The organism is Streptomyces sp. NPDC048197 (genome assembly GCF_043202395.1).
Classification (GTDB): Bacteria; Actinomycetota; Actinomycetes; order Streptomycetales; family Streptomycetaceae; genus Streptomyces; species Streptomyces siderophoricus.
On the sequence record NZ_JBIDAJ010000007.1, the window covers coordinates 184703 to 208885 of the forward strand.

The 24183-nt window shown below is 71.8% G+C and carries 24 protein-coding genes; 8 read left to right on the forward strand and 16 right to left on the reverse strand.

Annotated elements, in window-relative coordinates:
* The 3 genes from ACGF4C_RS12780 to ACGF4C_RS12790 form a co-directional block, all read right to left on the reverse strand.
* Positions 1-664: Ig-like domain-containing protein (locus ACGF4C_RS12780; RefSeq protein ID WP_393565713.1), on the reverse strand; the 664-nt coding region annotated here is incomplete at its 3' end.
* 1059 nt (positions 665-1723) lie between these two features.
* Positions 1724-2269 carry a hypothetical protein gene (locus tag ACGF4C_RS12785; RefSeq protein ID WP_393565715.1) on the reverse strand — a complete coding sequence of 182 codons (546 nt, stop codon included), beginning with the start codon at positions 2267-2269 and terminating at the stop codon, positions 1724-1726.
* Between the two features lie 50 nt (positions 2270-2319).
* On the reverse strand, positions 2320-3744 hold the full coding sequence (locus ACGF4C_RS12790) for a PLP-dependent aminotransferase family protein (RefSeq protein WP_393565717.1): 1425 nt from the start codon (positions 3742-3744) through the stop codon (positions 2320-2322).
* Positions 3745-3791: 47 nt separating this feature from the next.
* Here ACGF4C_RS12790 and ACGF4C_RS12795 point away from each other — a divergent pair, with 47 nt between their 5' ends.
* The 3 genes from ACGF4C_RS12795 to ACGF4C_RS12805 are packed head-to-tail and all read left to right on the forward strand — an operon-like array spanning position 3792 to position 5471.
* On the forward strand, positions 3792-4277 hold the full coding sequence (locus ACGF4C_RS12795) for a carboxymuconolactone decarboxylase family protein (RefSeq protein ID WP_393565719.1): 486 nt from the start codon (positions 3792-3794) through the stop codon (positions 4275-4277).
* A 4-nt stretch (positions 4278-4281) separates the two neighbouring features.
* The gene (locus ACGF4C_RS12800) at positions 4282-4731 is read left to right on the forward strand and encodes a carboxymuconolactone decarboxylase family protein (RefSeq protein WP_393565721.1); all 450 of its coding nucleotides are present in this window, start codon (positions 4282-4284) and stop codon (positions 4729-4731) included.
* Complete coding sequence (locus ACGF4C_RS12805) at positions 4728-5471, forward strand: isocitrate lyase/phosphoenolpyruvate mutase family protein (protein ID WP_393565723.1); 744 nt, start codon at positions 4728-4730, stop codon at positions 5469-5471. Before ACGF4C_RS12800 ends, ACGF4C_RS12805 begins: the two co-directional genes overlap by 4 nt.
* A gap of 83 nt (positions 5472-5554) precedes the next feature.
* Here ACGF4C_RS12805 and ACGF4C_RS12810 read toward each other — a convergent pair whose 3' ends face one another.
* Positions 5555-6040: a carboxymuconolactone decarboxylase family protein gene (locus ACGF4C_RS12810; RefSeq protein WP_393565882.1), complete on the reverse strand. Its 486-nt coding sequence runs from the start codon at positions 6038-6040 to the stop codon at positions 5555-5557.
* Between the two features lie 73 nt (positions 6041-6113).
* On the opposite strand from ACGF4C_RS12810, the gene ACGF4C_RS12815 reads away from it, so the two are divergent.
* Positions 6114-7541, forward strand: a complete 1428-nt coding sequence (locus tag ACGF4C_RS12815; RefSeq protein WP_393565724.1) for a PLP-dependent aminotransferase family protein — start codon at positions 6114-6116, stop codon at positions 7539-7541.
* 30 nt (positions 7542-7571) lie between these two features.
* Here the strand turns inward: ACGF4C_RS12815 and ACGF4C_RS12820 are convergent, their stop codons facing one another.
* From ACGF4C_RS12820 to ACGF4C_RS12830, 3 genes are all read right to left on the reverse strand, one after another.
* Positions 7572-8741, reverse strand: a complete 1170-nt coding sequence (locus ACGF4C_RS12820; RefSeq protein WP_393565726.1) for a trypsin-like serine peptidase — start codon at positions 8739-8741, stop codon at positions 7572-7574.
* Positions 8742-9063: 322 nt separating this feature from the next.
* Entirely contained in the window at positions 9064-9489 is a 426-nt protein-coding gene (locus ACGF4C_RS12825; RefSeq protein WP_393565727.1) for a hypothetical protein, read from the reverse strand.
* Positions 9490-9725: 236 nt separating this feature from the next.
* On the reverse strand, positions 9726-10007 hold the full coding sequence (locus ACGF4C_RS12830; RefSeq protein ID WP_267887910.1) for a response regulator transcription factor: 282 nt from the start codon (positions 10005-10007) through the stop codon (positions 9726-9728).
* Positions 10008-10495: 488 nt separating this feature from the next.
* Here ACGF4C_RS12830 and ACGF4C_RS12835 point away from each other — a divergent pair, with 488 nt between their 5' ends.
* Positions 10496-11230 carry a hypothetical protein gene (locus ACGF4C_RS12835; RefSeq protein WP_393565730.1) on the forward strand — a complete coding sequence of 245 codons (735 nt, stop codon included), beginning with the start codon at positions 10496-10498 and terminating at the stop codon, positions 11228-11230.
* Positions 11231-11660: 430 nt separating this feature from the next.
* Here the strand turns inward: ACGF4C_RS12835 and ACGF4C_RS12840 are convergent, their stop codons facing one another.
* From ACGF4C_RS12840 to ACGF4C_RS12865, 6 genes are all read right to left on the reverse strand, one after another.
* On the reverse strand, positions 11661-12653 hold the full coding sequence (locus tag ACGF4C_RS12840) for an ABC transporter substrate-binding protein (RefSeq protein WP_393565732.1): 993 nt from the start codon (positions 12651-12653) through the stop codon (positions 11661-11663).
* A gap of 2 nt (positions 12654-12655) precedes the next feature.
* Positions 12656-14659, reverse strand: coding sequence for an ABC transporter permease (locus ACGF4C_RS12845; protein WP_393565734.1), 2004 nt, complete (start codon positions 14657-14659; stop codon positions 12656-12658).
* The gene (locus ACGF4C_RS12850; RefSeq protein ID WP_158745063.1) at positions 14656-14829 is read right to left on the reverse strand and encodes a hypothetical protein; all 174 of its coding nucleotides are present in this window, start codon (positions 14827-14829) and stop codon (positions 14656-14658) included. Before ACGF4C_RS12850 ends, ACGF4C_RS12845 begins: the two co-directional genes overlap by 4 nt.
* Entirely contained in the window at positions 14829-15950 is a 1122-nt protein-coding gene (locus ACGF4C_RS12855) for a glycine betaine/L-proline ABC transporter ATP-binding protein (RefSeq protein WP_393565736.1), read from the reverse strand. Before ACGF4C_RS12855 ends, ACGF4C_RS12850 begins: the two co-directional genes overlap by 1 nt.
* Entirely contained in the window at positions 15950-17491 is a 1542-nt protein-coding gene (locus ACGF4C_RS12860) for a GMC family oxidoreductase (RefSeq protein ID WP_393565738.1), read from the reverse strand. Before ACGF4C_RS12860 ends, ACGF4C_RS12855 begins: the two co-directional genes overlap by 1 nt.
* Positions 17492-17577: 86 nt before the next feature.
* Positions 17578-19086, reverse strand: coding sequence for an aldehyde dehydrogenase family protein (locus tag ACGF4C_RS12865; RefSeq protein WP_393565739.1), 1509 nt, complete (start codon positions 19084-19086; stop codon positions 17578-17580).
* Positions 19087-19371: 285 nt separating this feature from the next.
* Between ACGF4C_RS12865 and ACGF4C_RS12870 the strand changes: the two genes are divergently transcribed.
* From ACGF4C_RS12870 to ACGF4C_RS12880, 3 genes are all read left to right on the forward strand, one after another.
* On the forward strand, positions 19372-20172 hold the full coding sequence (locus ACGF4C_RS12870) for a hypothetical protein (protein ID WP_393565741.1): 801 nt from the start codon (positions 19372-19374) through the stop codon (positions 20170-20172).
* Positions 20173-20276: 104 nt separating this feature from the next.
* A complete protein-coding gene (locus ACGF4C_RS12875) occupies positions 20277-20915 on the forward strand; it encodes a Uma2 family endonuclease (RefSeq protein WP_393565743.1) in 639 nt (212 codons plus the stop codon).
* A 10-nt stretch (positions 20916-20925) separates the two neighbouring features.
* Positions 20926-21135, forward strand: a complete 210-nt coding sequence (locus ACGF4C_RS12880; RefSeq protein WP_393565745.1) for a DUF5988 family protein — start codon at positions 20926-20928, stop codon at positions 21133-21135.
* A gap of 17 nt (positions 21136-21152) precedes the next feature.
* Here ACGF4C_RS12880 and ACGF4C_RS12885 read toward each other — a convergent pair whose 3' ends face one another.
* Genes ACGF4C_RS12885 through ACGF4C_RS12895 form a run of 3 tightly spaced genes read right to left on the reverse strand, consistent with a single transcriptional unit; the run spans position 21153 to position 24182 of the window.
* Positions 21153-22037 carry a hypothetical protein gene (locus ACGF4C_RS12885; RefSeq protein WP_393565746.1) on the reverse strand — a complete coding sequence of 295 codons (885 nt, stop codon included), beginning with the start codon at positions 22035-22037 and terminating at the stop codon, positions 21153-21155.
* Between the two features lie 2 nt (positions 22038-22039).
* Complete coding sequence (locus ACGF4C_RS12890) at positions 22040-22414, reverse strand: hypothetical protein (protein ID WP_393565748.1); 375 nt, start codon at positions 22412-22414, stop codon at positions 22040-22042.
* Positions 22401-24182 carry a hypothetical protein gene (locus ACGF4C_RS12895; protein WP_393565749.1) on the reverse strand — a complete coding sequence of 594 codons (1782 nt, stop codon included), beginning with the start codon at positions 24180-24182 and terminating at the stop codon, positions 22401-22403. Before ACGF4C_RS12895 ends, ACGF4C_RS12890 begins: the two co-directional genes overlap by 14 nt.
* Position 24183 lies beyond the last annotated feature (1 nt).

The window sequence follows — 24183 nt, forward strand, 5'->3', positions numbered from 1 at the left end:
GGCCGCCGGAGATGACGAAGGTGACGGTCCCGGTGGGGGTGCCGGGGCCGGGTGGGGAGGGGGCGACGGTGGCGGTGAAGGTGACCGGCTGGCCGAACACCGAGGGGTCGGGCGAGGACGTGACCGTGGTGGTCGTCGCTGCCGTGCCCTGGACGGTCTGGGTGTCGGTCCCGGAGGACGCCGCGTAGTTGGTGCTGCCGTTGTAGGTGGCGGTGATGGCGTGGGTGCCGACGGTGAGGGTGTTGGTGGTGACGCTGGCGTTGCCGCCCACGAGCGGTGCCGTCAGGGTGCCGCCCCCGCCGCCTCCGATGACGAAGGTGACCGTGCCCGTCGGGGTGCCTCCGCCCGGCGCGACCGGCGCGACATGGGCGGTGAGGGTGACCGTCTGGCCGAAGAGCGAGGGGTCGGGGGACGAGGTGACAGTGGTGGTCGTGGAGGCCTGCACGACGGTGAGCGAGCCGAAACCACTGGAAGGGGAGAAATTGACACTGCCGTTGTAGTTTGCCGTGACGGTGTGGAACCCGACGCTCACGTTGTTGACGGTGGCCGTCGCGGTGCCGCCGACGAGCGGTGCCGTCACGGTGGGCCCGCCGCTCACGGAGAAGGTGACGGTGCCGGTGGGTGTGCCCAGTCCGAGCGGGATCACGGTTGCGGTTAAGGTCACGGGTTGTCCGAAGACCGCCGGATTCGGCGCCGCGGACACCAACGTGAAGGTAAATGCCATGGTGAGGCCCTTCGATGGGGGTGTGGAGGGCGGCGGGCCGTTCGCCCCCACCTAGCCCGGAAGGCTGCGGTGAGCGACAACTTCCTGTACGAGGGGGTGGGCGGTCAGGGCAGCCGGCGTCCCGGACTGCCGCGTACCGGTGTCCTCCCCCGCCAGGTGGCAAACCGCCGATCGATAGCATCAGTAGGCGCGCCGTTCACTCGTACGCGCCAGAGCCGCTCCCCCGTTTCCCCCGGATAGCGCAGCGCTCGGCGGCCCCCCGTCACGCACGGCGCACTCCGCGGGCGTGGACGGTTCGCGGACCACGCCGGGGGCACATGCGGTCGGTACATTTCCTTGCCGGGGCGCCGCCCCCGGGCAACGAGGCCGGCCCCTCGGCCGGAAAGGTTCGGAAGGTTCGGAAAAGTTCGGAACCGGTTCGAAAGGTGACGCCATGACCGACAACACTCCGGTGCCCCCGCCCGGCTCGATACCGAGCGGCCTGACGCTGCGCCACCCCGTACCGTCGGACCACCCACGCCTCCAGGTGGCGCTGGCCGACTGGTGGGGCGGCCTGGGCGGCGAAGCGGGCGCACTGCAGCGGCAGTTGCTCGTGCCGCGCCTCTTCCTGCAGCACTTCGCGGGCACCAGCTTTCTCGTCGAGCGCCCGGACGGGACCCTGCACGCGTTCCTGATCGGCTTCCTGTCCCAGACGGACCCGCGGACCGCGTACATCCACTTCGTGGGCATCTGCCCGGACGGCAGACGGGACGGCCTCGGCAGGGCCCTCTACGAGCGTTCTTCGCGCTGGCCCGAGAGGCCGGCCGCAGTCAGGTCCGCTGCATCACCAGCCCCAACAACCGCAACTCCATCGCGTACCACACCCGCATGGGCTTCCACCTGGAGCCGGGCGACCACCTCGACGAGCACGGCACCCCGGTGCACACGGACTACGACGGTCCGGGGCTGGACCGGGTCTCGTTCGTGCGGGAGCTGTGACGGGCACCGCCCCAAGGAGCATCAGGAACGCGGCACTTCGAGAAGTTCGAGGCTCTCGATGACGGTGCCGGCGGCGTCCTCCTCCCCCACGCTCAGCAGCCAGTCGGCGAAACGCCAGCCGTGTTCCTCCATGGGGCTGCGGTCGTAGGTGGGGGGTGTGGGGCCGAAGTTCTGCTGGAGCCAGGTGTGGTACGCCCGGCGGGTGGTGCGGTATTCCTCGCGGTCGGGGGTGGGTTCGTCCGCGTCCTCGTCGAGGAGGTCCCAGAAGAGCTCCCGGAGGTCGTGCGCGGTGATGTAGAGGTCGCCTTCGTCGCCGAGGAAGAGGACGGGGAGGGTGGCGAGGTCGGCGCGGTCGTCGCAACGCCACAGGGCGTACCGGGAACCGGACGTGGTGGCCCGGGCGAAGGCGAGTACCCGGTCCTCGAACTCCGGGTTGTCGGGGTCGGTCCAGCCCACACCCTGCTGGTACGGGCGCAGTGCGAAACCTGGTGAGTAGAAGTCCGTGCAGGTGTCGTCGAATGCCTTGAGCAGGTTCAGCTCGGGTATCGGCGAGTAGGCGTCGCTCATGGGGTCAGGTCACCTGGGCAGGAATGGGTGAACGGGTGGGTGAAGTGAGCCTATGCCTCCGGGGTCGGTGGCAGGGCTCTGATCAATGCCTCCAAAGCGCCGTTGAAGGCGTGCTCCGGTGGCCTCCCGTATGCCACGACCAGGGCGTCGCGGGGGGCCGGCGGCGCGGACGGGTGCGTGAAGCCGCTCAAGCCCTCCAGGGCGAGACCCTGCCAGCGGGCGGCCTGGACGATGGACTGTTCGGTGCCGGGCGGGAGTTCGAGGACGGCGTGCAGGCCGGCGGCGATGCCGGTGACGTGGACGTGCGGTGCCCGTTCGGCGAGGGCCCCGACGAGTTGGTCGCGGCGGCGGCGGTAGCGCAGCCGCATGCCGCGCAGGTGCCGGTCGTAGGCGCCGGAGGAGAGGAACTCGGCGAGGGTGAGCTGTTCCAGCTGGCCGGACTGCCATTCGCCGGTGCGTTTGACGGCCAGCAGTGGGTCGACGAGGCGGTCCGGCAGCACCATCCAGGCCAGCCGCAGGGCGGGGGCCAGGCTCTTGCTGGCGGTGCCCAGGTAGACGACGTGGTCGGGGTCGAGGCCCTGGAGGGCGCCGACGGGCTGCCGGTCGTAGCGGAACTCGCCGTCGTAGTCGTCCTCGAGGATGTAACCGCCCGTTGCCCTGGCCCAGTTGACGGCGGCGGCGCGGCGGTCGGGGTGCAGGGGGACGCCGGTGGGGAACTGGTGGGCGGGGGTGAGCAGGGCCGCGCGGACGTCGTCGAGGCCGGACAGGTCCTCGGTGCGGGCGCCGTGCGCGTCGACGACGAGCGGGACGGTGCGCAGTCCGGCGCGGGTGATGACGTCGCGGTGGAAGTCCAGCCCGTACGACTCGACGGCCAGCCGGCCGGTGCCCAGGGTGCGGGCGAGCAGCGCCAGGCCCTGCATGAAGCCGGTGCAGACGACGATCCGGTCGGGGTCGGCGCGGACCCCGCGGGCCCGGGCGAGGTAGTCGGCGAGGACGGTGCGCAGTTCGGGGCGGCCGGCCGGGTCGCCGTAGCCGAACGCCTCGCTGGGGGCGGCGGTCAGCGCCCGGCGGGCGGCGGCGAGCCAGGCGGTGCGGGGGAAGGCGGAGACGTCCGGGGTGCCCGGGGTGAGGTCGAAGCGCGGCGGTCCGGGGCGGGTGGCCGGGCCGGACGGGCGGCGGGCCCGGGCGGGGGCGGCCCCCAGCGGCGCGACGCGGTCGGCGACCCGGGTGCCGGAGCCCTGGCGGGCGCTCAGCCAGCCCTCCGCGACGAGCTCGGCGTAGGCGTCGGCGACCGTGTTGCGGGCGATGCCGAGGTCGGCGGCGAGCGAGCGGGAGGACGGCAGCCGGGTGCCGGGGGCCAGCCGTCCGGTCCGTACGGCGTCCCGCAGCGCGCCGATCAGGGCGGCCCGCAGCCCGCCGGGGCCGGTGAGGTCCAGGTGTAGGTCGCGACCGAAAGTGGCCCAGGAATTCCCCATGGAACTGGACCATAGCGCTGTGCCATTGCTGTCGTAGCGTCGTGGTCATGACGACGACATCAACGACATCTACGGCAGCGACGGGATCCGCCGGTCCCCGGATGCAGTGGGCCAAGCTCGCGCCCGAGGTCTACAAGGCCATGATCGCGCTGGACGCGGCGGCGAAGAAGGGCCTCGACCCGACGCTGGTCGAGCTGGTCAAGATCCGGGCGTCCCAGCTCAACAAGTGCGCCTTCTGCCTCGACATGCACATCAGGGACGCCCGCGGGGCCGGGGAGACCGAGGAGCGGATCCATCTGCTGAGCGCCTGGGCGGAGGCCGAGGAGTACTACACCGACAAGGAGCGGGCGGCGCTGGCGCTGACCGAGGCCGTGACCGTGCTGACGGAAGGCTTTGTGCCGGACGAGGTGTACGAGCGGGCCGCGGCCCACTTCGAGGAGCCCGAGCTCGCCCAGCTCATCGCCCTGATCACCACCATCAACGCCTGGAACCGTTTCGGCGTGAGCACCCGCATGACCCCGGGGAGGTCCTGAACCGATGACCCAGCGGATGAAGTTCTGGGGCCGGCAGCCCGCGTTCTACCAGGCGCAGCTGGCGCTCACCATGGCCGCAAAGAAGGGCCTGGGCGACCCGGTCCTGGCCGAGCTGGTGGTGCTGCGCGCCTCGCAGCTCAACCGGTGCGCGTTCTGCATCGACATGCACGTGAAGAATCTGCGGGAGGCCGGGGTGAGCCGGCAGCGGATCGATCTGCTGCCGGCGTGGGAGGAGGCGGGCGACCTCTACTCGGCGCGTGAACGGGCCGCGCTGGCGTTCGCCGAGGCCGTCACCGTGCTGACCGAGGGGCACGTCCCGGACGAGGTGTACGAGCGGGCCGCGGCCCACTTCGACGAGCGGGAACTGGCCCATCTGCTCGCGGTGATCGTCGCGATCAACAACTGGAACCGGGTCAACGTCACGGTCCGCCAGCCGACGGGGTCCGAGCTGTGAGCGCCGCCGCGACGCTGCGCGCGCTGCACCACGGCCCGCGGCTGCCGCTGGTCCTGCCCGGTCCGTGGGACGCGGCCGCCGCCCGGGTCTTCGCGGACGCCGGATTCCCGGCGCTGGCCACGCCCAGCGCGGGCATCGCCGCCTCCCTGGGCCACGAGGACGGCCGGACGCCGCCGGCGGAGATGTTCGCGGCGATCGCCCGGATCGTGCGGGCCGTGGACGTGCCCGTCACGGCGGACGTGGAGGCCGGGTACGGGCTGTCCGCGAAGGAGCTGGTGGGCCGGCTGCTGGACGCCGGGGCGGCCGGCTGCAATCTGGAGGACACCGACCACGCCACCGGCGCCCTGCGCGACGCCGAGGAGCAGGCCGCCTGGCTGGCGGAGGTACGGGCCGAGGCCGGTGACGCGCTGGTGATCAACGCCCGGATCGACACGTATCTGCGCGGGGTCGAGGGCGAGCGGGAGACGGCGGAGACGGTGCGCCGCGGTCTGCTCTATGCGGCGGCGGGTGCCGACTGCGTCTACCCGATCCTCGCCCCACCCGCGCTGCTGTCCGCGCTGGCCACCGCCGTCGGCCGCCCGGTGAACGCCCTCGCGGTGCCCGGCGGGCCCACCCCGAAGGAGCTGGGCGCGCTGGGCGCGGCCCGGATCACCTTCGGCGGCGGGCTGCAGCACGCGGCGATGACGACGCTGGCGGAGGTGGCCGAACGGCTGCGGGGCGAGCGGCCGGCGGAGGGCTAGGCCCGGCCGCGCACGGGGCGAGGACCGCGGGCCACGGCGTAGGCGGGCGTACAGGGGTCGCCCGCCCCGCCGCGGTCCCCGCGTCAGCGTTCGTCGGTCCCGGCGACCTTGCCCGTGCTGATCGCGATCCGGTTCCAGGTGTTGATGATGAAGATCAGCGCCAGCAGCCGGGCCAGCTCGTCCTCCGCGAAGTGCCGGGCGGCGCGCTCGTACACCGCGTCCGGCACCCCGCCGTGCGCGACCAGCGTGACGGCCTCGGTGAGCGCCAGCGCCGCCCGCTCCCGGTCGGTGAAGAAGTGCGCCGCCTCCTCCCAGACGGCGACCATGTGCAGCCGCTCCTCGCTCTCCCCCGCCTTACGGGCGTCGGTGGTGTGCATGTGCAGGCAGTAGGCGCACTTGTTGAGCTGCGAGGACCGGATCTGGACCAGTTCGACCAGGGCCGGGTCCAGCCCCTCGCGGGCCGCGGCGTCGAAGCCGACCAGCGCCCGGAAGGCCTTGGGGGCGGACTTGGCGAAATTCACCCGGGGAGTGGGGAGTTGGGGTGCTTCGCAGCCTTCTGCGGTGGTCATCACGTCATGCCCTTCGATGTTCGTCATGCCTTGAATCTACGAGCGGGGACGACCGGCTGTAGGGTGCATTTCCATGCCGGAATCATGGGTCAATTCCGCCGAGGGCCTGGGCGCCGATCTGCATGTGGAACTGACCGGCCCGGGTGGCCGCCGCGCCGCCCTGCTGCGTGCGCTCCGCGAAGCCGTACGGTCCGGGCGGCTGGCTCCCGGCACCCGTCTGCCGCCGTACCGCTCGCTCGCCGCCGACCTCGGTCTGGCCCGCAACACCGTCGCCGACGCCTACGCCGAACTCGTCGCGGAGGGCTGGCTCACCGCCCGCCGGGGCTCCGGCACCCGCGTGGCACACCGGGCGCAGCCGCTGACCCCCACCCGGGCCCCGGCCCACCGCGCCCCGGCGGCCCGCCCCCGGCACAACCTCCTCCAGGGGCAGCCGGACGCGGCCGCGTTCCCCCGTACGGCATGGGTCGCCGCCGCCCGCCGGGCGCTGACCGCGGCCCCGGACGACGCGTTCGGGCCCGGTGATCCGCGCGGCCGCCCGGAGCTGCGCCGCGCGCTGACCGACTATCTGGCCCGCACCCGCGGCGTCCGCACCGACCCCGGCCGGATCGTCATCTGCTCCGGTTTCGCACATGCCCTGCGGCTGCTGTTCCCCGCCGTCCTCGCCGGCCCGCTCGCCGTCGAGTCGTACGGCCTGCCCTTCCACCGGCAGCTCCTGGCCGCCGCCGGCACCGTCACCCGCCCACTGGTTGTCGACGAACTTGGCGCGGATACCGGGGAGTTGGTGGACCTGGACGAGGTGCGGGCGGTGCTGCTCACCCCTGCCCACCAGTTCCCCACCGGCGTGCCGCTGCACCCCGACCGGCGGGCCGCCGTCATCAACTGGGCGCGGACGAGCGGTGGTTACGTCATCGAGGACGACTACGACGGCGAGTTCCGCTACGACCGCCGGCCGGTCGGCGCCCTCCAGGGCCTGGACCCGGAGCGGGTGATCCACCTCGGCTCGGTCAGCAAGAGCCTGTCGCCCGCGGTGCGGCTGGGCTGGATGGTGCTGCCCGGCCGGCTGGTCGACGCCGTCCTCGCGGCCAAGGGCGAACGGGAGGCGTGGGCCGGGGTCACCGACCAACTCACCCTCGCGGAGTTCCTGATGTGCGGCGCGTACGACCGGCATGTCCGCCGGATGCGGCAGCGCTACCGGCGGCGCCGGGACCAGTTGGTCGCGGCGGTGGCCGGCCATGCGCCACAGCTGCGCGTCACCGGTATCGCCGCCGGGCTGCACGCCGTCCTCCAACTCCCGGACGGCTCGGGCGCGGCGGACGAGCGGGCCGCGCTGCGGGCCGCCCGCTGGCAGGGCCTGGCGCTCGACGGGCTGGCGGAGTACCGCCACCCGGAGGCCCCGGATCGGCCCCGGCACGGCCTGGTCGTCGGCTATGCCACCCCGTCCGAGAGCGCCTTCCCGGCGGCCCTGGCGGCGCTGTGCCGGGCACTGCCGCCGGGGCCGTAGGGAGACCTCGCCACAAGAGGCGGACCGGCTCTATTGGCCGGCGAACTTGCGGCTGATGCCGTCGAAGACCCGCTGCGCCTCGGGGCCCAGGTGCGGGCCGGCCAGCCAGGTGTGGGCGTTGGAGCTGATGGAGGTGTTGGAGACCAGGGTCAGCCGGCCGCCGCGGTTGACGAACCAGCCGCCGCCGGAGGTGCCGCCGGTCATCGTGCAGCCGATGCGGTGCATGGCGGGCGTGCCCTGCTGCATGACCAGCCGGCCGGGGCGGGCGGGGCAGTTCATCATCCGCGCGCCGTCGTACGGGGGCGCGGCCGGGTAGCCGAACGCGTCGAGGGAGCTGATGCCGTCGGCGGAGGGGGCGTTGAACCACACCTGGGCGGCGGCGCCCACGGTCTCCTGGAGCGACTTGGTGCCGCCGTTCTCCGGCTTCACGTGCAGCACCGCGAAGTCGTAGGCGGAGCCGCCGTTGCCGGTCTCCTCGCTGCCCATGTTGATCCACTCACCGGAGGTGGTGATCCAGTCCGCCCAGAAGCGGCCGTAGGGGGTGATCTGCTGGCTGGGGGTGCTGCCGACCTGGTTCATCGGGACGCCGTTGTCGTTGTACGACGGCACGAAGACGATGTTGCGCATCCAGCCGCCCTGCTTGCCGGAGTGCACGCAGTGGCCGGCGGTCCACACCAGGTTGGACTTCCCCGGGTGCGCCGGGTCCTCGACGATCGTGCCGGAGCAGACCATCGGGCCCTTGGGGCTGTCGAAGAAGATCTTGCCGACCGGCGCCATGTGCTGGTGGTACGGGCGGGCGACCTGCTCGGCGGTGACCGGCCGCGGTTCGGGGTCGGAGGCGGCGGATCCACTGCCCGCGCCGGTGGCGTTCACCCCTATCTCCGGGGCGGCCTTGGCCTTGGCGAGCCGGTCGGCCTTCCAGTGGTCCTTGATGATCGGGTTGGCGAAGTCCGAGGCCTTGCGGGCCCAGTCACCCCAGTCGTTCCAGCCGCCGTCCTTCCACTTCTTCAGGCCGTCGATGCTGGTGGGCATCCCCTTGGGCAGCTTCAGGCCCCCGTCGCCCGGGCCCTTCTGGTCGGCGGCGGCCGAACTGCCGGGGGCGGCGGCCTGGTCGTCGCTGGGGCCGCAGCCGGTGGCGGTGACCGCGAGCAGCGCGGCCACGGCGGCGACCGCGGCGGTGGAACGGCGGATGGCTGGCATGGAAGCGGAAGTCCCCCCGGTGCGTGGCGGCCGCGGCTCGCGGCGCCATGGTGTGGTGTGTCATGTCCCGTCTCGGACTGCGCCCTACTATGCCGCGCCTGAGGGCCCGGGGGGCGGCCAGGTCCCGGCGGCCGGGGGACATAACGGGAGGGGTTGCCGCACGTCGGACGGCCCCGCACCGGCGGCAGCGGTGCGGGGCCGAGTGCCGCCCGTACTCCCCCCACAGGAGGCAGGCAGCGGTCGGGGGACGGAAGGCGGAGAGGCTCAGGACCTCGGGGGTCGGTCCTGAGCCTCTCCTGGAGGTGGGCCGGTGGGCGGGGCGTTACCGCAGGAGCTTGACGATCAGCTCCAGCACGTACTTGTCGACCTTCTCCAGGACGATCCGGACCGGGCTCGACGGCTTGAGGGTCTTCACCCACTTGCGGAAGGCGGCGACGCCCTTCTTGGCGGCGGCCCGGGCCTCCTTGTAGTGCTTGCCGAGCACCTTCTTGAGGAACTTCACGATCGCCTTGGCGCGGTCCTTGGCGTCCTTGCCCGAAAGGCCCGGCGCCTGGGCCTTGTCGAGGCCGGCCGCGTAGGTCATCGCGGTGAGGGTGTTCACGTCACCGGCCGAGCGGACCGCGCCCACCTGGACCGAGGAGACGACCGGGGTCCGGGAGTGCTGGGCCGCACTGGCCATGGGTGCCGCGATACCCAGCGTGACCGCTGCGGCGAGGGCGGTGGCGGCCATCCGCATCGTCTTGCGCATGGAACTCCTCTTCTCTCTTTCGCGGCGCACCGGTTGTCGGTGATCGCCGGAGAGAGTCTTCCGTCGCCGTCCGGCATTCCGCTATTGCCTCTTGGGGCATCGGACGGATGGCCAACGGACATGTGGTCATTGACCGAAGGGGAGCCGTACGCAGGGGAATTGAGGATTTCCGCCGGAGGTAAAGGAACCTCCTCGCCCATCCCGAGGGCGAGGAGGTTTCCGGCGGCCTGCCGGGATTACGAACGGTCCACCGGAATGCTGCCGTCCGGCGGGCTGATGTCGTGATGATGGGCGTAGGCGAAGATGGCCGCTTCGATGCGGGTGGCCACCTCGATCTTGGTCATGAGATTGGCCAGGTGAGCCTTGACGGTGCGTTCGGTGATGCCGAGTTGCTGCCCGATCTCCCGGTTGGACGCGGCCTTTCCGATGAGGATGAGCACTTGGCGTTCGCGCGGCGTCAGATGAGGGATTCTGGAGGGGTCTCCCGGTGTCGGGCGCGGGCTCGTGGGGTACGCCACGGTTATCCGCGCAGCCGATAGTTCACTTTTGTTGCACGTATGACTCTGAGGCAAAGCAGTTCTACCTTCCCCGTATTCTGCTTATGAGTCCTGCTGGGCACGATCGATCCGCTTTCTCCCCGGTTGGTCGAGTCGGGGTTCCGGCGGACGAACATGGGCGTGCGGTCATCGTGCGCTGCGGTCCGCGGTCCGCCCCGGCGGGTGACTCCGGGAGGCGGGCGCGGTGACCGCCCGACGCGACCTCCGCCCGGCCTGGGCGACGTCACGGTCGGTAACTGCCCAGCAAAGCGAGGCCACATGGCCGGAAAGAGCACTTACCGCAGATCTTAAAGGGTTCCTAAACCGCCGGTACGAGTTTGAGAAGTGGATCTCCAGGAGCCCGGCCTGTCCCCGAGGGCACCGGCCAAAGGGTCAATACCGCCCGCGCGGCCCCGTTCGTACTCTCGGTCTCCCCTGTCGTACCCCGGAACAGAGCAAGAGGAGATTCCATGAGCAACGGTTCCACCATGCGCCGGATCGGGTCGGCCGCCGTGGCCGGCGCGGCGGCGCTCGCGGTCCTGGCGCCCGCGGCCTCGGCCGCCGGCCGGCCGTCGGCGCCGGCCCCCGCGGGGGCCGCGGAGCAGTCGCTCGGGAGCAAGCTGACCGTCACGGGCTACCTGCAGTACCTGGCGTCCCGGAACACCCCCGAGGCGAAGCGGACCCTCAAGGCGTTCCGTGCGCTGCCGAAGGCCAAGCAGCAGAAGTTCGTCGGTTACCTCCAGAACCGCAAGGTCTACGAGGCGCTCACCGCGTCGCTGAAGGGCACCACCCGGCCCGGTGGCCTGCGCCGCGCCGTCCCGTACAACGCGGACGTGTCGTTCGTGAAGGAAGTGCGGGTCAAGGCCAAGGGGACCATCGCCGGCCTGGACACCCGCGTCAGCTTCGCCATGTCGGAGGAGATCTTCGGCATCCCGGTCACCGCCGAGAAGGTGTGGGTGCAGTATCTGGCCAACGGCGGCCGGGCCACCCACCTCAAGGGCGGCGGCGCCACGGTGAGCAACGTCAACGCGGCGGTGGACATCAAGGGCGGCGGCAAGCCGCACCTGGACCGTGGGGCGGCTGCCATCTCGGCCACCTGGAAGGCCACCCCGCGCTACGCCTCCTTCGGCAAGGCACTCAACAAGGTCCAGGCACTGGACGCGGGTGTGCTGGGCTACTGGCGGGCGAACCTGCACAACGCCTGAGCCGGTGCGGGCCGCCGCGCGTCACGGGCGCGCGGCGGCCACCCTCGGGTCCCGGTACGCGGCGGCGCGCGGCTGCCGACCCGGGCCGCCCGGTCCCCCCGGGCCGCCCGATGCCCCATGGCGGAACTCCCCGAGCTGTTCCGCCGTGGGGTACCACTGTTTCTGGCAACGGCAGCACCACCAGCGCCAGTTGTCCCAGTCGGTGCTGGTCTGGGTGGTGTCCTTCCACAACCAGGCGTCACAGTCGGTCGTGGGGCATTTCGGGGGAAGCGGCATGGTGGCATCCTCGGGCGTCCCCGCCCGTCCACCGGGCGGAACTCCCCGGCCGCCATCCGAACGGGTGAGCCCCACCCGGCCGACCACGCACGCGAAGGGGGTGCGGGTCCCACGGGCCCGCACCCCCTTCGTCCGGCGTCCGGCCGGGGACCGCCTACTTCTTCGGCAGCCAGCTCTTCCAGACGTCCGGGTGCTTGTCCACCCACCGCTTGGCCGCCTCGTCGGCGGACAGGCCGCCCGAGGCGATGGATTCGGAGACCTCGTTCTGGTCGTCCTTGGTCCACTTGAAGTTCTTCAGGAACGCCGCGGCGCTGCCGCCGTTCTTGGCGAAGTTGGTGTTGAAGTACTTCTGGAGCGGGGTGGTGGGGTACGCGCAGTCGATGGACTGCGGGTCCTTGGCGCCCTTCTCCGCGCAGGCGTCGGTGTACTTGGGAAGCTTGACCTCCACCATCGGCACCTGGTTGAAGAGCCACTGCGGCTCGTACCAGTACGTCAGGAAGGGCTTCTTCTCCTTGGCGAACTGCTGGATCTGGGTGATCTGGGCCGCCTCGGAGCCGGCGAACACCACCTCGTAGTTGAGGTGGAGGTTCTTCACCAGCGCCTTGTCGTTGGTGACGTAGGACGGCGAACCGTCCATCAGCTGGCCCTTGTTGCCGCTCTCGGAGGTGCGCAGCTGGTCGGCGACCTTGTTGAGGTTGTGCCAGTCGGTGATCTCGGGGTGCTTGTCGGCCCAGTACTTGGGCACCCACCAGCCGATGTGGCCGGTGACGCCGTTGCCGCCGCCCGCGGTGATCGTCTTCTTGTCCTTGACGTACCGCTTCTCCTGGTCCGGGTGGCCCCAGTCCTCCAGGATCGCGTCGACCCGGCCCTGGCTGAGGGCGTCCCAGGCGGGGATCTCGTCCACCTGGACGGTGTCGACGTGGTAGCCCAGCTGGTGTTCCAGCAGGTACTTGGCGACGGCCACGTTGGACTGCGCGCCGACCCAGGTCTGCACGGACAGCGTGACCGACTTCGAGCCCTTGGCCGCGGCGAACGGCGAGGTCTGCTTGGTCATGTCGGCCTTGCCGCAGGCGGACAGGGACAGCGAGAGCGCCACCGTGCCGGCGAGCACGGCCGTACCGAGGAATGCTGTGCGCGTACGGGACATGATCAGGCTCCCTTCCCCGTCGTACGGCGTTCCGTGGGCTGGGTGACCCGGTCGAGCATCAGGCCCAGGCACACGATGGCCACGCCCGCGACCAGGCCGAGGGCCAGGTCTCCGGTGGCCAGGCCGGTGACCACGTCGTAGCCGAGGGCACCGCCGCCGACCAGACCGCCGATGATGACGACGGCGAGGACCAGGACCACGCCCTGGTTGACGGCGAGCAGCAGGGCCGGCCGGGCCAGCGGCAGCTGCACCTGGCGGAGCATCTGCCAGCGGGTGGCGCCCAGCGAGCGGGCCGACTCCATCGCGGCGGGGTCGACCTGCCGCAGGCCCTGGGTGGTGATGCGGATGACCGCGGGCAGCGCGTAGACCACCGCGGCCGCGGCGGCCGGGGCGCGGCCCACGGCGAACAGGGCGACGACCGGGATCAGGTACACGAACTGCGGCATGGTCTGCATGACGTCGAGCACCGGGCGGAGGATCGCCTCGAACCGCTTGCTGCCGGCCGCCAGGATGCCGGTGCCGAAGCCCAGCACCAGCGTCACGGCCAGGGCGGCGAGCACCTGGGAGAGGGTGTTCATGGACGGCTTCCACACGCCCAGCACACCGATGGCGGCCATCGCGAGGACGGCGGTCAGGGCGGTGCGCCAGGTGCCGATGACCCAGGCCAGCGCGGCGACGATGAGCAGCGTGCCGTACCAGGGCAGCGCGGTCAGGCCGTCGCGCAGCGGGTTGAGCACCCAGTTGGTGAAGTGCGCGGCCCAGTCGGCGGTGCCGCCGATGACCGGGACGCCGGAGTAGAGGTGGTCGACCATCCACTCCTTGAAGTCGTTCACCGGGTGGGCGATGTCCACGAACCAGGCACCGGGCCAGACCGCGGAGCCGGTCAGCCGGCCGATCAGGGTCAGCAGGGCGGTGAGCGCGGCCACGCCGGTCCAGACCTGCCAGCCGCGCAGCCACGCCGGGCCGGCGGTGTTGGCGGTCGCGCCGATCCGGGCGCCGGCCGCGGCGGTGGTGCGGTCCATGACGATGGCCAGCAGCACGATCGGGATGGCGGCGGAGAGCGCGGCGCCGACGTCGACGGAGGCGAGCGCCTGGTAGACGCGGTCACCGAGGCCGGCCGCGCCGATCATCGAGGCGATCACGACCATGGACAGCGCCATCATGATCGTCTGGTTGACGCCGAGCAGCAGCTCCTTGCGGGCCAGCGGGAGGCGGGCGGTCAGCAGCCGCTGCCGTCCGGTGGCGCCGAGCGAGGAGACCGCCTCCAGTACGCCGGGGTCGGCGCCGCGCAGTCCGAGCGCGGTCAGCCGGGCCATCGGCGGGGCGGCGTAGATGACGGTGGCCAGCAGCGCGGCCGGCACGCCGATGCCGAAGATCAGCACGACGGGCAGCAGATAGGCGAAGGCCGGCAGCACCTGCATGGTGTCGAGGACCGGGCGGAGGATCCGGAACAGCCGCTCGGAGAGCCCGGCGGCCAGTCCGAGCAGGGCGCCGACGACGACCGAGGCGGCGACCGCCACGACCATCAGCGCCAGCGTCTGCATGGTCGGGACCCACATCCCGAGCGCCCCGCTGACGAGGAGGGAGACCAGCGCGGTGGCGGCGATCCGCCAGCCGGCCACCCGCCAGGCGATCAGCGTGACGCCGGCGGTCACACCGGTCCAGCCGAGGGCGAGCAGCAGCAGGTAGACCGCTCGTACGGAGATGACCACGGCGTTGGAGAGGTGGCCGAGGAAGTAGACGAACAGCCAGTGGTTGTCGCGGTTGTCGATGATCCAGTCGCTGGTCTTTCCGAGCGGTCCGGACAGGTCGACGGTCAGCGCGGAGGGCCAGGCGGCGCCGGGCCAGGCGGCGTGCACCAGCGGGACCAGGACGGCCGCGGCGACGGCGAGCAGCAGGAGCTTGGCGAGGCCGCGGCGGTCCAGCAGGGCCTTGAGCGGCCCGGCCTTGGGGGCGTCGGCGCCGAGACCGCGCTGAACGGCGGGGGGTGCGGAGGCAGTACTCATGCTCGGCCCCGCTTCACGGTTCCGGTCGGCACGCCCAGGGCGGCGGCGCGCTGCGCCTCGCGCCAGCGGCGCAGCAGGGCGGCCCGCAGCCGGGTACGGCGGGAGGCGACGGGGGCTCTGGAGCCCACGGCGCGGACGGCGCCGTGGCGGGGGGTGGCGGCGTACATCATCAGGCAGCCACCTCGCCGGGCCGGTCCTCGTCGATCCGGGCGACCACGTTGAGCAGGCAGGCGTGGTCGACGACGCCCAGGCAGCGGCCGCCGTCGACGACGCGGGCCGCGCCGCCGGAGCGGGCGACCGCCTCGATGGCGTCCGAGATCAGGGTGTCGGCGGCCAGCGCCGGGCCCTGGTCGGCCTCGCCGTCCTCGGCCGGGCGCATCGCGCGGCGGACGGTCAGCACCTGCTCGCGGGGGACGTCCCGGACGAAGTCGCGGACGTAGTCGTCGGCCGGGGAGCCGACGATCTCCTCGGGGGTGCCGAGCTGGACGATCTCGCCGTCGCGCATCAGGGCGATCCGGTCACCGACCCGCAGCGCCTCGGAGAGGTCGTGGGTGATGAAGACCATGGTGCGGCCCTCCTCGCGGTGCAGGCGGACGACCTCTTCCTGCATGTCGCGGCGGATGAGCGGGTCGAGCGCGCTGAACGGCTCGTCGAACAGCAGGACCTCGGGGTCGACGGCGAGTGCGCGGGCGAGTCCGACGCGCTGCTGCTGACCGCCGGAGAGCTGGCCGGGGCGGCGCTTCTCCAGGCCGGCCAGGCCCACCTTGTCGACCATCTCGTTGGCCTTCTCGCGCCGTTCGGCCTTGCCGACGCCCTGGATCTCCAGGCCGTAGGCGACGTTGTCGACGACGCTGCGGTGCGGCAGCAGGCCGAAGTGCTGGAAGACCATGGCGGCGCGGCGGCGGCGCAGTTCGCGCAGCGCGGTGCGGTCCATGGCGCGGACGTCCTCGCCGTCCATCTCCAGGTCGCCGCTGGTCGGTTCGATCAGCCGGGTCAGGCACCGGACGAGGGTGGACTTGCCGGAGCCGGACAGGCCCATGACGACGAAGACCTCGCCCTTGTGGACGTCGAAGGAGACGTCGCGGACGGCGGCGGTGCAGCCGGTCCGCTCGCGCAGTTCGGTCACGCTCAGCCCGGCGACGGAGGTGTCATCGGGGATCTTGTCGGCCTTGGGGCCGAAGACCTTCCACAGGTGGCGGACGGAGAAGACGACCTCGCGGCCGTCCTCGGCCGCGTCGGTGGCCTTGCGGGCAGCGGGTATCTCGGATGCGCCGGCGGCGGTGGTAGCCATCACGCATCACCTCCCTCGGTAGGAATCTTCTGGAGCAGTTCGGCGCACTTCTCCCCCACCATGAGCACGCCCAGCATCGGGTTGACGGCCGGCATCGTCGGGAAGACCGAGGCGTCGGCGATCCGGATGCCGTGCAGACCGCGGATCTTCAACTCCGGGTCGACGACGGCGAGTTCATCGTTGGCGGCGCCCATCTTGCAGGTGCCGGCGGGGTGGTAGACGGTGTGCGCGGCCTTGCGCACCAGCTCGCTGATCTCCGCGTCGTCGGTCACGTCCGGACCGGGGAAGACCTCGCGCTTGAGCCACTTCTTGAACGGCTCGGCCTGGGCGACCTTGCGGGCCAGCTTGATCCCGTCGACGAGGGTCTGCCCGTCGTAGTCGTCCTCGTCCTCGAAGTACCTGAAGTCGAGGGCGGGCTTGACCTCGGGGTCCGCGGAGGTGAGGTACAGGCGGCCGCGGGAGCGGGACTTGGGGATGTTCGGGGTCATCGAGACGCCGTGTTCGGGGCGCTCGTAGCCCAGCCGCTCGGGGTTGTCGGTGAACGGGATCTGGTAGAAGTGGAACATCAGGTCGGGGCCCTTGTGCTCCGGGTCCCGCTTGACGAACAGCCCCGCGTCCGAGTCCATCGCGGAGTTGCCCGGGATCGGCCCGTTGGTCTCCCAGACGATCACCGACTCGGGGTGGTCGATCAGGTTCTCGCCGACGCCCGGCAGGTCGTGCACGACGGGTATGCCGAGCGCCTCCAGGTCCTTCTTCGGCCCGATGCCGGAGTGCATCAGCAGCCGCGGGGTGTCGACGGCGCCGGCGCAGACCAGCACCTCGCGGGCGGCCTCGACGTAGACCTCCGCGCCGTCCTTCGTGCGGACGTGGACGCCCTTGGCGGTGGTGCCGTCCAGCTCCAGCTTGTGCGCCCAGGTCTCCAGCATCAGCGTGAGGTTCGGCCGGTCGCCGGCCTCCATGTGCGGGTGGAGATAGGCGACCGAGGCGGAGGACCGCTTGTTGTTCTCGGGGTGGTAGGAGAGGTCGAAGAAGCCGACGCCCTCGTCGAACGGCCGGTCGTTGAACCCGACGACCTCCGGCACGCCGAGGGCGGTCTTGGTCGCCTCGATCCAGTCGGTGGCGATCTGGTTCTGGTCCTTCTTCGCCACCCGCACGATGTTGTTGCGCAGCTTGCCGAAGTAGGGGTCCATCTCCTTCGCGCCCCAGCCGGTGGCGCCGGCCGCCTCCCACTCGTCCCAGTCGGACGGCAGCGGCTTGAAGGAGATCAGGGTGTTGTGCGACGAGCAGCCGCCGAGGACCTTGGCCCGGCTGTGCAGGATGTGCGAGTTGCCGCGGGGCTGCTCGGTGGTCGTGTACTCGTAGTCCAGCTCGCCGCCGAGGAGGCCGAGCCACTTGCGCAGCGTCAGCACGTCCTCACGGTCGATGTCGGACGGGCCGCCCTCGATGACGGCGACGGTGACGTCCGGGTCCTCGGTGAGGCGGGAGGCAATGACGGAACCGGCGGTACCACCGCCGACCACGACGTAGTCGTACACGGGCATGGAGGGTGCTCCTTCTTGCAAAGACCTTGGGCGGTGCGGGGGTTGGGGGATCGGGGCGGGGGCGGCCGCTGGTCGGCGGCGGTCGCTCAGCCCGCGAACCACCGCACCGGCGCAGGCCGGAGGTTCTCGTAAATGTGCTTGCTCTCGCGGTACTCGTCCAGACCCGTGGGGCCGAGTTCCCGGCCGATGCCGGACTTGCCGAAGCCGCCCCACTCCGCCTGCGGGAGGTAGGGGTGGTAGTCGTTGATCCAGACGGTGCCGTGCCGCAGCCGTGCGGCGACCCGGCGGGCGCGCGCGGTGTCGGCGGAGAAGACCGCGCCGGCCAGCCCGTACTCGGTGTCGTTGGCGAGCGCGACGGCCTCGTCCTCGGTGGTGAAGGTCTCCACCGTCAGGATCGGCCCGAAGGTCTCCTCGCGGACGACCTTCATCTCGCGGTGGCAGCCGTCCAGCACGGTCGGCGCGTAGAAGTAGCCGGTGGCCGGGCGGACCGCGGACGGCTCGGGCCGGGCCCCGCCGCACCGCAGCTGGGCACCCTCTGCCAGCGCGGAGGCGACGTACGCCTCGACCTTGTCGAGCTGCGCTTGCGAGACCAGGGGACCGCACTCCACGCCGTCCTCGGTGCCCCGGCCGAGCTTGATCTTCTCGGCGCGGCGGGCGAGTTCGGCGACGAAGCGGTCGCGCACCGACTCCTCGATGATCAGCCGGGCGCCGGCCGAGCAGACCTGGCCGCTGTGGATGAACGCGGCGTTGAGCGCCTGGTCGACGGCGGTGTCGAAGCCCTCGTCCGTGGCGCAGGCGTCGGCGAAGACCACGTTCGGGTTCTTGCCGCCGAGCTCCAGTGCGATCTTCTTGGCACCGGACACCGCGGCCGCACCGGCCTTCGTGCCGCTGACCAGGCCACCGGTGAAGGAGAACAGGTCGACGTCCGGGTGCTCGGCCAGCCGCTGGCCGACCGGCACGCCGGTGCCGGTGACGATGTTGGCGACCCCGGCCGGCAGTCCGGCCTCGACCAGCAGCTTGACCAGGTGCACGGTCGACAGCGGGGTGACCTCGCTGGGCTTGATCACAAAAGTGTTGCCGGCCGCAAGGGCCGGCGCGATCTTCCAACTGGCTTGCAGCAGCGGGTAGTTCCACGGAGTGATCAGTGCGCAGACACCGACCGGCTCGTGCACGACCACGCTGTGCACATCGGCCGAACCGGCGTCGACGACCCGACCGCCGCTCTCGTTCATCACCACGTCGGCGAAGTACCGGAAGGCGTTGGTGACGTCGTCGATGTCGACCCGGCCCTCCTCCAGCGTCTTGCCGGTGTCCCGGCTCTCGATGAGCGCGATCTCCTCGCGGTCGCGCTGCAGCAGGTCGGCGACCCGGCGCAGCAGCGCGGAGCGCTCGGCGACCGGCGTACGGGGCCAGGCGCCCGCGCCGCCGTCGAAGGCCCGGGCGGCGGCCGCGACCGCGGCGTCCGCGTCCTCGGCACCACCCTCGGCCACCACCTGGAGGGTCGTCGCGTCGGCGGGGTCGAGGACCTCGCGGGTGGCCCCGGACGCGGCGGCCCGCCACACCCCGGCTATGTGAATGGTCTCGCTTGCCGACACGATTTTTTCTGCCTTCCGGTTTCCGGTCTGTTCCCACTGGTGCAACCACTGGCGTCACCAGCAACGAGGACCCCTCCCCGGAAGCGCCTGACCTATGCCCAAACATTCATGGAAAGTGAGCCGACTCACTCGGTGTGCAGCGGAATGTCCTAGAACGTACCCTGAATAGCCGTATGTCCAAGCGGGGAGCTCACGCCGTACGACCCGCCGGCAGCAGGAGGTCCGTGCGGCCGTCCCTCACACCGCCCCACCGCCCCTCCGCCCCCTCCGCCCGGAGGTATCGAGATGACCACCAGACGGCGTGCCGTCACCGCCACCGCCCTGGGCTGCGGAGCGGCCCTGCTCGCCGGGGCCGCCTGTACGGCCGCCGCGGCGGCCGGCGATCCCGACGGTGAGGGCGACCTCGCGGGAAAATCGGCCCAGCAGATCTCCGACGACGCCCTGCACCAGCTCGTCTCCGCGAAATCCCTGCGACTGCGCACCGAGACCACCGCCGATCCCACCAAGCTCGACCTCACCCTCGACAAGGCCGGCAACTGCGCCGGCGCGATCAGCAAGGGCGACCTCGGCCGTGTGGAGATCATCAAGCACGGCAACCAGGTGTGGATGAAGCCGGACGCGGCGTTCTGGAAGAGCCAGCTGCCCGGCGAGGAGGGTGCCCGGGCGGCCGCCAAGTACCGCAACACGTTCCTGCACGGCACCGCCGACCACGACGCCTTCCTGCAGAACCTCGCCACGGCCTGCGACCTCACCGCCTTCCAGAAGTCCGCCACCGGCCCCGGCGAGCCGCCTCCCTCCGGCGAGCCCACCCCCACCACCAAGCTCACCAAGGGCCACCCCACGACCCACGAGGGCACCCCCGTCCTCCCCGTCGTCAAACACACCGACGGCGTCACCGAGACCCTCTACGTGGCCATCAAGGGCACCCACTACCCCCTCAAGCTCACCGTCGAGGCCGACGACCAGAAGGGCACCGTCCTCCTGAGCAACTACGGCACGCCCGTACCGGACAAGACCCCGGCCCCCGGCGACACGGCCGACATCTCGGCACTGGAGGACCTGTTCCAGGGCACGCACACCGCGTGAATGGCACGAATGGCATATGCCGCTACAGCGCGTAACCGGCCCGGGTGCCTATCGTTGAACCGTGCGGCTGCCCGTACGACGTGGCAGCGGGGAGGAGCGGCACGATGACCATCAGCCTTGAGCGGACCGAAACGATCACGATCGACGGGATGGAGATGGCCGAGCGCGAAGAGCCGACCTTGGACGAGCTGTTCGAGCGGCTGGAGAACTCCGTCCCCGAGGGCTACAAGTTCGAGATCGTCGGGGGAACAATCTTCATGTCGCCGCAGCGTGCCGCCCACTGGGAAACCATCCTGGACATCGTCGAGCAACTGCGGGCCCGCTACCCGAGGAAGCGCGTCATGTCCGACGTCCGCGTCGATTTCCCGGGCAAGCTGAACGGCTTCGCTTCCGACGTGCTCGCGATCGCCGAGAGCTCGACCAAGGACCGGGACGGCCGCTGGCACTACCAGGACATCGAGTTCGTCGCCGAGGTCGTTTCCGCAAGCACCGCGGGGAACGACTACGGCGTGAAGAAGAAGGCCTACGCCGAGGCCGGCGTCCCGGTCTACGTGATCGCCGACCCCTACATCGGCCGCTGCCGCGTCTTCACCCAGCCGCAGGACGGCGAGTACAAGGGCGACCTCACCGTGCCGTACGGCGAGCCGATCGACCTCACCGGCACCGTCGTGGACCTCACCCTCGCCACGAACGACTTCCCCCGCCAGGGATCCGCGGCGCGCGAGACCTCCCCGACCGAGTGAGAATGCAGGCATGGTGCAGACAGCGGCGAAAGCAGTGCTGGAGGGCGGCCCCGCGGACCTGCCCGAGCGGATCGTGCCTGCCGATCCGCACGGCAGCGAGCTGAAGATCCCCTTCCGCGGCGGCTACGAACACTTCCGGCCCACCACCCGCCAGCAGCACACCTCCGAGGGCGCGCTGCCGGTCTACGAGTGGTGGGAGCGCACCGAGATCGCCGAATAGGCGGGGTGCGCGGGCCGTCAGCCTTTCGGGGCGAACGCCTGGAGGGCGATCCGCTGGGTCTCCTGCTGGAGCGGCCAGTCGGCCTCGGTGCCCAGGACGAGGACGGCGAACTGCCGGCCGTCGTCGGTCGTGAAGGCACAGTCGACGACCTTGACGCGGGTACCGAGCCGCTCGCTGTCATAGGCGTAGACCAGCTGGGCGGCGTCCGTGCCGGGCGCCGGGCCCTCGAAGTCGCCGAGGCTGATCTCCTCGTAGCCGGGGTTGCCGGCCAGCCCCTTCGACGCCTGTTCCAGTGCCGCGCGCGGACCGATGTCCGGTTCGGTGATCTCGAAGACCTGCAGCAGTCCGCGGTCGTCCGGCGCGGTGTAGAACACCCCGGTCTTGCGCTCGCTGCGCTGCCAGCTGTCCGGCACCGCCGTGGTGAACCCCTTGTCGTCATGGACGAGGCGGTAGCCGGCGGGCACGGCGGGAGAGGAGACCGCGTCCATGGGCGGTGTGCTGTCGGTGCTGGGCGGGGTGGTGTCGGTAGCGGTGGAAGTGGGGGTGTGCGGGGCGGAGGCCCGGGTGCGGGCGGCGGGCGGTGCGTCGCCGTCGCGGCCCCACAGCAGATAGGCGCCACCGGCCCCGGCACCGATCACCGCCACGGCCAGCCCGGCGATCAGGGCGGTGGTGCGGCGGCGAGACCCGGGGCCGGGAGCGGGACCCGGGCCGGGAGTGGGTACGTGTCCCGGAGGGACCCCGGGGTCGGGTAACCAGCCGGAAGGCGGCTGCGGTGGTGTGCCCACGCTCGGGGCGAAGTCCGGGCGGGGCGGCATCGGACCGCTGTACGGGGCGGGCGCGGGCCTGCCGTCCTCCCAGCTCTGGGTCTCGTCGTTCCAGCGGGCCGGCCCGCCGCGTTTCATCGTCAGCCTCCCACCAGGGCCGCGACCGCCTGGGTCACCGCCGCCCCGGACGCCAGCAACCCGACCACCGCGCCGGCGTCGGTCAGCGCCGCCCGCAGCCGCGCCAGCCGCCCGGGTCCGGCCGCCCCGGTGCCGCCGATCTCCTCCTCGGTCCCGGCGAGTTCCTCGTCCAGCGCGGTCACCTCGGGGCTCCGCACCGCCCGGGCCAGGTCGCTCCGCAACTCCCTTACCGCACGCAGGAGTTCCTCCTGCGCCGGATCGGCGGCCGGTGTGCCGCCGCCTTCGTTCTGCGTCACGGTGTTGTGGTCGCCGATGGCGAAGGCGCCCCGGACGCTGCCGATGTGGATGCCGTTGCCGCGCGCGTCAGCCGTTGCCACTCTTCTTCCTTCCCTTCGGGGCGGTGCCACCCGCGGTGGTGTTCTGGGTGATCGTGTTGTTGTCGCCGATGCCGACGGCCCCCTGGGCGGACTCCACGTAGACGCCGCCCTCGGCGACGTGCACGATCCGCTGCTCGAACTCGTCGGTCTGGTAACCGGCCTCGCGCAGCGCGGTGGTCACCCCGGCCGTCACCCGCTGCTGCACGGTCTTCAGGTACCGCGCCACGTCCATGTCCTGGAACAGCGACGCCTCGCCGTACGAGCCCAGTTCACGCACGGAGACGCCGGGGCCCTCCGGGAGCGCGGCGCCGTGCCCGGCGGTGGCCAGCCGCCACGCCGAGCGCAGCCCGCGCGCCAGGGTGAGCACCGCGTCGCCGGCCGAGCGCGGCGTCTGGGCCAGCGCCCAGACCGCCTTGCCGAAGTGGTGGTGGTGCCGGTACTGGTGGGCGAGCCGGTCGGCGTCCTGGAAGAGCTGCCGCAGCGGCCACAGCACGTGCGGCGCGACCTCCAGCATCAGCATCCCGCCCTGGGTGTGGACCCGGACGAAGACCGTGGTGACGATGCCCTCGTTCCAGCCGCCGACCCGGATCCGCAGGAAGTGCCGCCGGGTCTCGCCGCCCTCCTCGACCGCGGCGGCCCGGTGCTGCGCGAACGCCTCCGGCCCGTACGGTGCCGCGGCCCGGTCGGGCAGTCCCTCGACCGGCAGGAAGACGCACTCGTCGATCTCCAGGGTGCGCAGCCGGTCCCGGACCGCGGCCGCCGCCTGCGGTGATCCGTGCGGCGACGGCACCCGCAGCGCCTCCACCAGCGGCACGATCCGGGCCAGGATCGCGGCGTTGTCCAGCGGCTCGGTCTCCCGGTCCGGGTGCGGGACCAGCTCCACCGACAGCGACCAGGTCTTGTACGGGTCCCCGGCGCCGCAGAACGGGTTGGCGGCGCGGTACATCACCAGCGGCCCGTGCTGCTCGATCCGCACCCGGTCCCGCAACCGCCGGAACCGGACGCCCTCGGCCCGCTCCGCCGGATCGGACATCACATCCGGGAACCGCTCCTTGGACAACTCCCGGGCCAGCGACCGGGCGAACTGCCCCTGTTGCAGCCCGACCAGGACGGCCAGCGCGACCGGCAGCAGCAGCGTGACCCAGAACGGGACGGCCAGGACGGCCGAAGAAGCGCCGTAGTCGCTGCCGCTGTCGTACGAGGAGCCGTACGAGGACCCGTACGAGGAGCCGGACCAGCCGTCGCTCCCGCCGCTGTCCGACTGGAAGAGGGACAGCAGGCCCGGGATCAGCCGGCCGGGCGTCCAGAGGCTGACCGCGAACGCCGCGGCCACCATCCCCACGAGGAAGAAGAGCAGGGAGAGCCGGCCGTACCAGCGGAGCGCGAAGGACGCCGAGCGGGCCAGCCACTGCGGCAGGGGCGCCCGGCGGACCAGGCGGGACAGCCCGATGAGGACGACGGGGAGGACGTAGAACGTCACCATCCCGCCGGACAGCGGGATCGCCACGATCCACAACCCGAGGATCGCCGCCGCCCAGCCCAGCTCCAGCCACCGGGCCCGCAGCGCGTGGGCGAGCACCCGGGCCGCGTCGATCCCCAACGAGGGCGCGGCGAACCGCTCCTCGTGGACGTAGAGTTCGTCGATCACCGCGTCCCGGAACCCCTCGTCCAGGTACGTCCCGGCGCACAACAACCGGGTGGCCTCACTGGCACCGGGCGGGACGGGTTCGAGCGGGGCGGGCTTCGTCAGCTGCGCGGGTACGTTCATC